The 10,406-nt window shown below is 73.7% G+C and carries 9 protein-coding genes; 2 read left to right on the top strand and 7 right to left on the bottom strand.

The genetic code is table 11. The features are described 5' to 3' along the window. On the top strand, window positions 1-789 hold a 789-nt coding region (locus tag R2740_RS17490; RefSeq protein WP_371303978.1), incomplete at its 5' end, for a hypothetical protein. A gap of 15 nt (window positions 790-804) precedes the next feature. On the opposite strand, the gene R2740_RS17485 is transcribed toward R2740_RS17490, so the two are convergent. The 5 genes from R2740_RS17485 to R2740_RS17465 form a co-directional block, all read right to left on the bottom strand. Further along, window positions 805-1,746 carry a putative zinc-binding metallopeptidase gene (locus R2740_RS17485; RefSeq protein WP_371303977.1) on the bottom strand — a complete coding sequence of 314 codons (942 nt, stop codon included), beginning with the start codon at window positions 1,744-1,746 and terminating at the stop codon, window positions 805-807. A gap of 16 nt (window positions 1,747-1,762) precedes the next feature. After that, the gene (locus R2740_RS17480; protein WP_371303976.1) at window positions 1,763-2,662 is read right to left on the bottom strand and encodes a transglutaminase N-terminal domain-containing protein; all 900 of its coding nucleotides are present in this window, start codon (window positions 2,660-2,662) and stop codon (window positions 1,763-1,765) included. After that, window positions 2,659-5,244, bottom strand: a complete 2,586-nt coding sequence (locus R2740_RS17475) for a circularly permuted type 2 ATP-grasp protein (RefSeq protein WP_371303975.1) — start codon at window positions 5,242-5,244, stop codon at window positions 2,659-2,661. The genes R2740_RS17480 and R2740_RS17475 overlap by 4 nt, the downstream gene beginning before the upstream one ends. Window position 5,245: 1 nt before the next feature. After that, a complete protein-coding gene (locus R2740_RS17470; RefSeq protein WP_371303974.1) occupies window positions 5,246-8,545 on the bottom strand; it encodes a DUF2126 domain-containing protein in 3,300 nt (1,099 codons plus the stop codon). Window positions 8,546-8,624: 79 nt separating this feature from the next. Further along, on the bottom strand, window positions 8,625-8,936 hold the full coding sequence (locus tag R2740_RS17465) for a YciI family protein (RefSeq protein ID WP_371303973.1): 312 nt from the start codon (window positions 8,934-8,936) through the stop codon (window positions 8,625-8,627). A 320-nt stretch (window positions 8,937-9,256) separates the two neighbouring features. Between R2740_RS17465 and R2740_RS17460 the strand changes: the two genes are divergently transcribed. Beyond that, window positions 9,257-9,655 carry a hypothetical protein gene (locus R2740_RS17460; protein ID WP_371303972.1) on the top strand — a complete coding sequence of 133 codons (399 nt, stop codon included), beginning with the start codon at window positions 9,257-9,259 and terminating at the stop codon, window positions 9,653-9,655. Between the two features lie 123 nt (window positions 9,656-9,778). Here R2740_RS17460 and R2740_RS17455 read toward each other — a convergent pair whose 3' ends face one another. Continuing rightward, window positions 9,779-9,973 carry a hypothetical protein gene (locus tag R2740_RS17455; RefSeq protein ID WP_371303971.1) on the bottom strand — a complete coding sequence of 65 codons (195 nt, stop codon included), beginning with the start codon at window positions 9,971-9,973 and terminating at the stop codon, window positions 9,779-9,781. Next, on the bottom strand, window positions 9,943-10,155 hold the full coding sequence (locus tag R2740_RS17450; RefSeq protein WP_371303970.1) for a DUF6328 family protein: 213 nt from the start codon (window positions 10,153-10,155) through the stop codon (window positions 9,943-9,945). The genes R2740_RS17455 and R2740_RS17450 overlap by 31 nt, the downstream gene beginning before the upstream one ends. Between the last annotated feature and the right edge of the window lie 251 nt (window positions 10,156-10,406).

Raw genomic sequence — 10,406 nt, 5'->3', positions numbered from 1 at the left:
ACGCTCGTCGCGTGGGCCTGGAGCAACAACAACCCGCCCAAGATCCAGGCAGCGTTCCGGCCGGTGGCCGGGCCGTGGCGGAAGGCGGTCGACCTGACCCCCGCCGCCAACGCGACGAACCCGCGGGTGGCGTTCGCGCCCACGGCCAAGGCCTGGGTGGCCTTCAACCGGACACCGCTCGACGGACCGACGGCGGTGAAGGCGCGCTGTCGGCTGCTTGACGGCAGCTGGACGCCGACCGCCCGCGTCGGCAGCGGCCGGCTGGGCGGACTGGGGGTCGACCGCTACTCGGAGGTGACGGTGGCCTTCAGGAGCTCCGGCACGATCAAGACGGCGCTGTGGTCTCCGGTCGCCGGCTGGCAGGCTCCGACCCTGGCGACGCCCGTCGGCGCGAGCGTCCAGGAGTGGGCGTTCGCCAGCAACCGGCGCGGGGCCGCGCTGGTGGTCTACCACCGCCCCAACGGCCGCATCGACGCTGCCCGGCGGACCAACCAGGGCGTGTGGATCGCGCCGGTCACGCTGGCCGATCCCGGGAGCAACCTGCTCCCGACGGCGGCGATGAACGCGAGCGGTGACCTGTTCGCGGCCTGGGGCATGTACGGCGTCTGGGGCGCCTACCGACCCAGCGGCGGCGACTGGCATCCGGCGACCGCCGCTCTGCCCGACACGGGCGGGGTCGACGTCCTGGAGACCACCGCCTCGCAGGTCGCGCCCAACGGCGACGCCGTACTGCTCTGGGACCAGGAGGCCCGCGCCCTGAAGGTGCGAGTGCTGGTTCCTGGCGAGTAGGCGTGGCCGGCGGGCTCAGCGCAGCAGCGCGTCGACCCAGGACAGCTTGTCGACCACGACCGGCGGCAGCACGAACGGGTAGAGGTCACCGTGGCCGAGGGACCGGTTCATCTGGTTCAAAGCGGCCGACAGCGGCACCCAGGTGCCGAGCACCACGTCGCCGAAGTCGCGGGTCGCCAGCTGCGGGTCGACGCTGAGCCCGGTCTCGTGCGCGGTCTCCAGCGCGTCGCGGATGTGCAGCACGTGGGCGAAGGTCTCGGCGAAGTCCTCCCACGGGTGCATGGTGGCGTAGCCGGACACGAAGGTCTCCTCCCAGCCCGAGGGCGGCCCGTCGGCGTAGTGCCGACTCACCGCGTCGTCGTAGGAAGCCCGCTCGTCACCGAAGACCGCCCGGAAGCCGTCGAGGTCGCCGGGCTCGACGAGCACCGTCCAGTAGTAGTGCCCGATCTCGTGCCGGAAGTGGCCGAGCAGGGTGCGGTAGGCCTCGCCGAGGTGCAGCCGCACCTGCTCCCGGTGCACCGCGTCACCCTCGGCGAGGTCGAGGGTGATGATGCCGCCCGCGTGGCCGGTCGTGACGTCCTCGGCGACGCTGGAGAGCAGGTCGAACGCGAGACCCCGGCCGGTCGCGTCGTCGTAGGGCTCGACCGGCAGCCCGATCCGGTCGAGCTCGAAGAGCAGCCGCCGCTTCGCCTGCTCGGCGCGGTAGTACTGCGGCATGCCCTCCAGGTCGGCGTCGTTCGGCCGGGTGCGGGTCAGCCGGCAGGCGAAGCACAGGTCACCGGCCACCTCCGGGATCCAGTTGCAGCCGTTGAGGTCGAGGTTGGCGCAGGGGACCATCCCGTCGAGCGGTCGCACGTCACGCGCGTCGCGGGCATAGCCCACCGCCCGTCCGCACCTCAGGCAGACGGAGTTCTCGAACGACAGCGTCTGGCCGCAGACGCAGGTGAAGGACCGCACCGCACGACCCTACGCGTCAGGTGGGCAGCTCGCCCGTCGCGGGCGCCACGTCGACCTCCACCGACATCGTCGACTCGGTCGCCTCGGTGAAGATGACGCCCTTGACCGGCGGTACGTCGGCATAGTCGCGCCCCCAGGCCACCGCGATGTGCCGGTCTCCGGTCTCGCGGTCGTTGGTGGGGTCGACCGACAACCAGCCGTGCGCCGGAATCCAGCACTGCACCCAGGCGTGCGTGGCGTCGGCGCCGACCAGGCGGGGCTGACCGGGTGGCGGGTCGGTCGCGAGGTAGCCACTGACGTAGCGGGCGGCGAGCCCGTGACTGCGCAGCGCCGCGATCGTCAGGTGCGCGAAGTCCTGGCAGACGCCGCTGCGCAACCGCAGCACCTCGGGGACCCGGGTGCTGACCGTGGTGCTCCCGGGGTCGTAGTCGAAGTCGGCATGCACCCGGTGGACGAGGTCTAGGACGGCGTCGACGAGCGGGCGGCCCGGCAGCAGCGAGTCGGCGGCGTAGGCCCGCACGGCCGGGCCGACATCGACGAGCGGCGAGGCGACGGCCACCTCGGCCACCAGCGCCGCCTCGGGCAGGTCGGACCGCGCGGCCGGCCGGGCGTCCTCCCAGACGACCAGGTCGCGCTCCGGAGCGGGCTGCTCCACCAGGCAGTCGACCACCGAGCGGGCGCCCACCCGGAGCTCGCGGTGCGGCTCGGTGACGTGGAAGTAGGTGGCGTGGTTGCCCTGCGCGTCGAGGTGGCTGCCGAGGTCGGCGTGGCCGGGGTCGGTCCAGAGCTCGTGCTCCACCACCGTCTGGCCCGCGCCATCGCGTGGCCGGCAGAAGGTCAGCCCGAACGAGTCGGTCACGTCGTCGTCGTAGGTGTACGTCGTCACGTGGGTGATCTGGTAGCGGCGCGGCGTCACGAGGCCACCTCCGCGGCTCGCTGCCGGACGCCGGGGCCGAGCGGCCTCGGAGCGACCGGGTGCCAGAACCAGGTGGCCGCCATCGCGTCGGAGAGGCCGGCCAGGCCGCGCTCCATCGACTCGCACATCTCGACCAGCGCCTCGCGCCGGGCCAGGTGGAAGTGCTCGACGTCGCCCTCGGCGGGCGTCGGTGTGGCGAGCTGAGGACCGGTGTGCGACGCGAGCAGCGAGCCCAGGTCGTCGAGCCGGGCGGTGAGCTGCTCGACGCGCGGGCCACCCGGCAGCCGGGCCAGGTCGCGGCGCACCCGGGAGAGCTGGTAGGCGACCGACCGGGGGTTGCCCTCGTCGAGGAGCAGCAGGTCGAGCATGGTGTCGACGCCCTGGGTGCCGGCGAAGCGACGACGGTGGGTGAGCACGCTCTCGGCCGCGGACAGCACCGAGGTGACCAGGTGCCGCTCGATCCAGAGCGGCTGGGCGGCGCCCATCGTCCACTTCACCAGCGTCGTCAGCTGGGTCGCCCGCTCGATGCCGCGGCCGATGTCGAGCAGGTGCCAGCCGACGTCGTGGACCATGTTCTCCACCGTGATGCCCGCCAGCGCGAGCGTGCTGGACAGCACCTGGCCGCCGGCGTCGAGGATGTGGGGGCCGCGCACCCGAGGCGCCTCGGCCAGCTGCGTCAGCGCCCGCTCCAGCCCGCCCAGCACGGTGAAGACGTCGGAGGACAGCTGGTCGCGCACGGCCCCGGTCGCTCCGGCCAGGCCGGCGAGGGCCTGCGCCACCGAGCCCGCGCGGGTCTCGTCGACCAGCAGGTCGCGGAGCTCGGCGTCGATGGTGGCGTCGCTCAGCGACGGCTGTCCCAGGAGGCCCGGATAGGTCGTCGTGGCGTGGGTGAGCGCCGCGGCGAGCACATCGACCGCGGCGCGGCCGGGGTCGGCGTACCAGACGGGCAGCTCGGTCGCGAGCCGGCGCAGCGCGAGCAGGTGCCGGGTGGTGCCCTCGGCGCGCTCGGTGTAGCGCCCCATCCAGTAGAGGTTCTCCAAGGCGTGCGGCACCATCGGGACGCCGGTCGGCACGGCGACGATGTGCTCGGCGGGACCAGCGAAGCCGCCGCCGTCCTCGGGCGCCTTGAGGACCCAGACGTCCTTGCTCAGCGGCACCCGCTCGCGACGCCCGGTGGCCGCGTCGAAGGAGTCGGGCACGATCCGGCCGAGCGCCCCCGGCAGCATGGTGTACGACGACCGGTGCGCGACCCCGAAGAGCCGCAGCGTGAGCGGCCGGGCGCCGAGGCCGAAGCCCGCCACCGTCGGCGTGGTCGACAGCGGAAGCACCTCCTGACCGACGAAGCGCTCGGGGTGGGCCTCGAGGCGCGCGCGCCAGGTCTCGCGGTCGGCCCGGCTGAGGCCGGGGCCGTAGATGCCGCGCTCGGCGCCGGGGTTGACCGGCCGGATCACCAGTCGGTCGAGATGGGTGACGAGGTGGTCGAGCCCCTGGGGCGTGCCGCCCCACCACGCGTCGGCCGAGGGCAGCAGCAGGCTCTCGTCGAGCAGCGCCTCGCAGAGCGCCGGCAGCAGCGGCGCGAACGCCGGCGACTCGACGAGACCGGCGCCGAAGCCGTTCGCGGACACCACGGAGCCGCGCCGGCAGGCCTCGAGGAAGCCGGGCACGCCGAGCTCGGAGTCGGGGCGCAGCTCCAGCGGGTCGCACCACACGTCGTCGACGCGGCGCAGCACCACGTCGACCGGGCGCCGGCCGTCGAGCTCACGCGTCCAGATCCGGCCGTCGGCCATCTCCAGGTCGGCACCGGTGACCAGCGGGAAGCCCAGCAGCGAGGCGATGTAGGCCTGGTCGAACGCGGTCTCACTGTGTCGGCCGGGCGTCAGCACCACCACCCGTGGGCCCTCGATGCCGGGCGCGGCCAGCTCGGTGAGCGCGTCGCGCACCACCCCGAAGTACGCCGTCAGCCGGTGCAGCTCGGCGGACTGGTAGGCGTCGGGGAGCAGCCGGGCGACCACCCGGCGGTTCTCCATCGCATAGCCGAGCCCCGAGGGGGCCTGCGCGCGGTCGGAGATCACCCGCCACGAGCCGTCCGCGGCACGACCGACGTCGGTGGCCGCGAGCACCAGCCGGGGCCGGCCGGCGGGCAGACCCCAGGCAGGACGCAGGTAGGCCTCCAGCTGCCACAGCAGCTCGGGCGGCACCAGCCGCGAGGTGAGCAGCCGGCGCGGGCCGTAGAGATCGGCGAGCACCGCCTCGAGCAGGCGGGCGCGCTGGCTGGCGCCGCGCTCGAGACCGGTCCACTCGTCGTGGGTGAGCACGGTCGGGAGTGGGTCGAGGCGCCACTCGGTGTGGCCACGACCGCCGGGGCCACCGCCGGTCCAGGTGGCCGGCAGCGGGTTGTAGGTGACGCCGTCGTCCTCGAGGAGCCGGTGGGCCTGGCTGCGCGCGGCGCGGAACGCCTCGGCGTCCCAGCTGTCCAGCGCCAGCGTCTCCCAGCCCGGGCGCGGGCCGCCGTCGGCACCCACGAGCTCGTCGTAGCGGCTGCCGATCGCGTCGCGATAGGGGCCGAGGAAGGCTGCCGTCACGCTAGCCGCCCCACGCCCTCGGGACCTGCCGGCGCAGGTCGAGGGTGTGGGGGTACTCGGCGGACCGGGTGCGACGTGCCTCGGCCTCGAGCGTCGCGACGTCCACCTCCCCGGTCATGAACCCACGCTCCTCGAAACGACTGGCCCGCCGCGCCTCCGCCTCCTGGGCGTTGACGGGGGGCACGTCGTAGGACCTGCCCCCGGGGTGCACCACATGGTAGGTGCAACCGCCGAGGGACAGACGGCGAGCCAGGTCGATGACATCGAACCGCAACGGAGAGTGCACGCCGATGGTCGGGTGCAGGGCCGAGTGGGGCTGCCAGGCGCGGTAGCGGACGCCGGCCACCAGCTCGCCGGTGCGGCCCGTCGGGCTCAGCGGGACGGGCACGCCGTTGCAGGTGACCGCGTGTCGACCGGGGACGGCGTTGGCGACCCGGACCTGGAGCCGCTCGACCGAGGAGTCGACGTAGCGGGCCGTGCCGGCGCCGGTCGCCTCCTCGCCCAGCACCCGCCACGGCTCGATCGCCTGCCGCAGCTCCAGCTCGACGCCGCCGAGCACCACGGTGCCGATCCGCGGGAACCGGAACTCCAGGAACGGCGCGAACCACTCCTCCTCGAGGGGGAAGCCGTGGGCCCGCAGGTCGGCCACCACCTCGGCGATGTCGGCCTCGGCGCCGGCGGGCAGCAGGAAGCGCTCGTGGAGCTCGGTGCCCCAGCGGATCAGCGGGGCGACGTACGGCGACTCCGCGAAGCGGGCGACCAGCGCCCGCACCAGCAGCGCCTGCACCAGCCCCATCTGGGCGTGCGGGGGCATCTCGAAGCCGCGCAGCTCCAGCAGCCCGAGCCGGCCCCGGGAGGAGTCGGGGCTGTAGAGCTTGTCGATGCAGAACTCCGCGCGGTGAGTGTTGCCGGTCAGGTCGGTGAGCAGGTGCCGCAGCGCCCGGTCGACCACCCACGGCGGGCACTCGCCGTCCTCGCGGGTCAGCCGCTCGATCTCGGCGAAGGCGATCTCCAGCTCGTAGAGCGACTCGGAGCGTCCCTCGTCGGCCCGCGGCGCCTGGCTGGTCGGGCCGACGAACCGGCCGGAGAACAGGAACGACAGGCTCGGGTGGTGCTGCCACCAGGTCAGCATGCTGACCAGCAGGTCGGGCCGCTTGAGCATCGGCGAGCGCTCCGGCGCCGGGCCGCCCAGGGTCAGGTGGTTGCCGCCGCCGGTGCCGGTGTGCAGCCCGTCGAGGTCGAACTTCTCGGTGCCGAGCCGGGCCGTGCGGGCCAGGTCGTAGAGCAGCTCGGTGACCCGGGTCAGCTCGCCCCACGACGAGGTCGGCTGGAGGTTGACCTCGATGACGCCGGGGTCGGGGGTGACCATCAGGGACACGACGCGAGGGTCGGGCGGCGGGCCGTAGCCCTCGACGACGACCCGGGCACCGGTGTCGGCGACGACCCGGTCGATGAGGCCGAGCAGCCCCGCGAAGTCCTCGAGATGGTCCAGCGGCGGCAGGAACAGGTGCACGAACCCGTCGCGCGCCTCGACCACCAGCGCGGTGCGCGGCGCGTCGGCCGCCTCGGCGAGCGGGAGCACGGTGGCCGTCGGGGCGTCGCCGGCGAGCGCCTCCCCCTCATGGAGGTACGACGGCTCCGGGTCGGTGCGCGGGTCGGTCCAGGAGACGGCGTCCAGCGGCAGGCGCAGACCGGCCGGCGAGTCACCGGGGAGCAGCACCAGGCGACTCCGGCGGAAACGCCACTCGGGGCTGACCCAGGCGCCCGCGCCGGGCTCGTCGTCGGCGGGGTGCATCGGCAGCACCCAGGCCACGGGGTCGCCGGCGGCCTCGTCGAGGGCGGCCACGTCGGCGGCGGCCGAGGGCTCGTCGGCCGGTGGGTCCCCGGCGGGCCGGCGTACCTCCGCGACGAGGGTGGCGAGCGGGTCCTCGAAGGCCGGGACCAGCTGCTCGGGCGGCAGCCCGAGACGAGCGGTCAACGCGGCGGCCAGCCGCCCGGCGACCGCCGGGGCCTCGGGGTCGGGGTCGTCGGACCACGGGTCGGCCAGCAGGTCGGGGCTCGACCAGAGCGGCACCCCGTCGGTGCGCCAGAGCAGCGCGATCTGCCAGCGCGGCAGCGGCTCGCCGGGGTACCACTTGCCCTGCGCGCGCTGGACGACCGCACCGAGACCGAACGCCTCGCGCAGGCGGTGGGCGAGGTCGGTCGCGAGCCGGCGCTTGTGCTCGCCGTCGGCGGCGGTGTTCCACTGCGCGCTCTCCATGTCGTCGATCGACACGAAGGTCGGCTCGCCGCCCATCGTGAGCTCCAGGCCGGCGGCGGCCAGCCGCCCGTCGACCGCCTCACCGACCCGCTGGACGCGCTGCCACTGGTCGGGGGTGTAGGGCAGCGTGACCCGCGGGTCCTCGTGGAACCGGGTGACCACGTTGGCATAGTCGAGAGTCGACTCGCAGGGGTCGACGACGCCGGTGATGGCGGCCGCGCTGGTCGGGTGCGGGGTCGCGGAGAGCGGGATGTGCCCCTCGCCGGCGAACAGCGCCGAGGTCGGGTCGAGCCCGATCCAGCCCGCTCCGGGGACGAACACCTCGGTCCAGGCGTGCAGGTCGGTGAAGTCGGCGGTCGGGCCGCTGGGGCCGTCGAGGCTCGCTTGGTCGGCGGCGAGCTGGACGAGGTAGCCGGACACGAAGCGGGCGGCCAGGCCGAGCTGCCGCAGCACGCTCACCAGCAGCCAGGCGGAGTCGCGGCACGACCCGATGCCGACCTGGAGCGTCTCGTCGGGGCTCTGCACCCCCGGCTCGAGGCGGATGGTGTAGCCGACGGCGTCGTGCACGCGCTGGTTGACGTGGACCAGCAGGTCGACGATCGGCCGACCGCCCAGGTCGCCGAGATCCGCGACAAGGGCCTCCACCAACGGACCGGGGCCGGTCGCGCCACCGGGCTCGTCCACCGGGCGCAGGTAGGGCTCCAGGTCGACCGCCTGGTCGCCGTAGGGGAAGGGGTAGTGCTCGGCCCACTCCTCCACGAAGAAGTCGAACGGGTTGATCACCTGCAGGTCGGCGATCAGGCCGACCACCACCTCCAGCCGGTCGGTCTTCTCCGGGAAGACCAGTCGGGCGACGTGGTTGCCGAAGGGGTCCTGCTGCCAGTTGAGGAAGTGCTCCTCCGGCACCACCGTCATGGAGTAGGCCTCGACCGGCGTCCGGCAGTGCGGCGCCGGGCGCAGCCGCACCGCGTGCGGGCCGAGCGAGACACGACGGTCGAACGTGTACGTCGTCCGGTGCTCGATCGACACCTTGATGCCCATGAAGCGACCCTAGGGCGTGCGTGTCACAGCCGTGTGAACCCCGCACCCGCCGGGACACGGCACGCCCCACGGGCGCCGCTCACATGGGGATGGTCTCGTAGACCTCCACGGTGCCGCCCCCACCGAGCACCGGGCAGCCCTGGGCCGCCTTCGTCGCCGCGGCCAGGCTGTCGGCGGTGAGGATGCTGTAGCCCGTGAGCCCGGACCGGCCGGGACCCGCCTCGCCGTCGGAGGTCACCGTCGTCGAGGGCCCGAACGGGTTGCCCGCGTCGGCCACGGCCGACCCCAGGCCCTCGAACCACGCCCCCCACGCCGCCATCACGGCCTGCTGCTCGGCCTCGGTCTCCGGCATCCCGGCCCCACCGCTGTAGGTCAGCACGAAAGTCGCCATCTCGTCCTCCTCGGACTCCGCGGCGAGGTGGTTCCCCGCCGGTCACCCTGATGACGTGGCGACACCTCCCGGATCGACAGCTCATGTCGAGGTGCAGCGAACCTCGACGACGGTTCCCGCGGGCCACCTTGATGAGCTCGGCGCGAACCGCCGAGTTGGTCGAGGTCCGCCGAATGCGCCCGCCGGACGTCGTCATAGCGCGCGCCGTCACCGGGAAACTCGCCGGACGGGGCTTGCGGGACACGGACAGTCGCTGGCGCACGGCAAGCTGCAGCGTTGCCGCACGGGGATCGCCTTGTGGCACGCTCCCTCGAAGCGGCATGTCAGGAAGTGGCGAGGGCGGTACACCCTCCCGCCTCGCGTATGACGAGGACGGCTACTACTTCATCGTCGACCGGGCCAAGGACATGATCATCCGGGGCGGCTACAACGTCTATCCCCGCGAGATCGAGGAGGTGCTCTACGAGCACCCGGCCGTCGCCTCGGCCGCCGTGGTCGGCGTACCCCATCCCACGCACGGCGAGGAGATCGCGGCCGCCGTCGTCCTCAAGCCGGGCACGGAGGCCACGGAGGCCGAGCTGCGCGAGTGGGTGCGCGACCGCGTCGCGGCCTACAAGTACCCGCGCATCATCTGGCTCACCGACGCGCTGCCGATGGGCGCCACCGGCAAGATCCTCAAGCGCGAGATCACCATCCCGGCCGAGGCCACGCAGGCCTGAGCTCCGCCAGGCCTGATCGAGGGACGGCGGCCGACGTGGCGTGGACCGCGTCGGCCGCCGTGGGCAAGCGCACTCTGCGGGCGGATGGTCAGCGGATGTCGCCCAGTCCCAGGCCGCGAGGCGTCACCAGGAGTCGTCGGCAGGGCGCAGGCGTGCCCACGCGGGCCAACCGAGCCACAGCAGCCCGACGCCGAGCCCCAGCGCGGCGGCCAGCAGCGTCGCCCAGCCGTGCAGCACCAGGCTCGCGGCCAGCTGGACGGCACAGACCATCGCGAGCAGGACGAGCGTCAGCCCGAGGACGGCGAGCCGGTGAGCCACGGCCACCACGCGCAGCGAGGCCGGCGCCGGAACACCAGGCGGTGGTACATCACCGGCGCGAGCAGCACACCGGCCGCGACCGCGCTGAGCACCAGCGCGATGACGTAGACCGCCTGCTGACCGGCGCCGAGCTCGTCGAAGCGCCCCGTGAAACCCAGACCGAGCAGGAAGGCGAAGAGCACCTGGATGCCGGTCGGGCGACCTGGACCTCCTGCAAGAGCTCCGCGAAGTTGCGGTCCGCCTGCTGGATGCGGGTCTCGCCCCGCACCGAGCGGTTCCACTTCTCGTGGTCGCTGCCCGGCCGGCTGGCGGAACCTCGTGCGCGCGACGGCCATTCCATCGACCCTACCGTGCGGAGAGGAGACGAGCGTGGGCGAAGGCGTGCCCGAGCCGTGGTGATGCTTCGGCACTGTGTCCGGTGTGTGTGCGCTGA

It is taken from the genome of Nocardioides sp. (assembly GCF_041393715.1).
Classification (GTDB): domain Bacteria; phylum Actinomycetota; class Actinomycetes; order Propionibacteriales; family Nocardioidaceae; genus Nocardioides.
Note: the sequence above shows the minus strand (reverse complement) of the source record. Positions and strands in the feature narration are given on the sequence as shown.

Bases quoted from the DNA above. Each gene is read 5' to 3' on its own strand.
- R2740_RS17470 (WP_371303974.1), bottom strand. From the start codon at position 8,545: ATGGGCATCAAGGTGTCGATCGAGCACCGGACGACGTACACGTTCGAC.
- R2740_RS17460 (WP_371303972.1), top strand. From the start codon at position 9,257: ATGTCAGGAAGTGGCGAGGGCGGTACACCCTCCCGCCTCGCGTATGAC.
- R2740_RS17465 (WP_371303973.1), bottom strand. From the start codon at position 8,936: ATGGCGACTTTCGTGCTGACCTACAGCGGTGGGGCCGGGATGCCGGAG.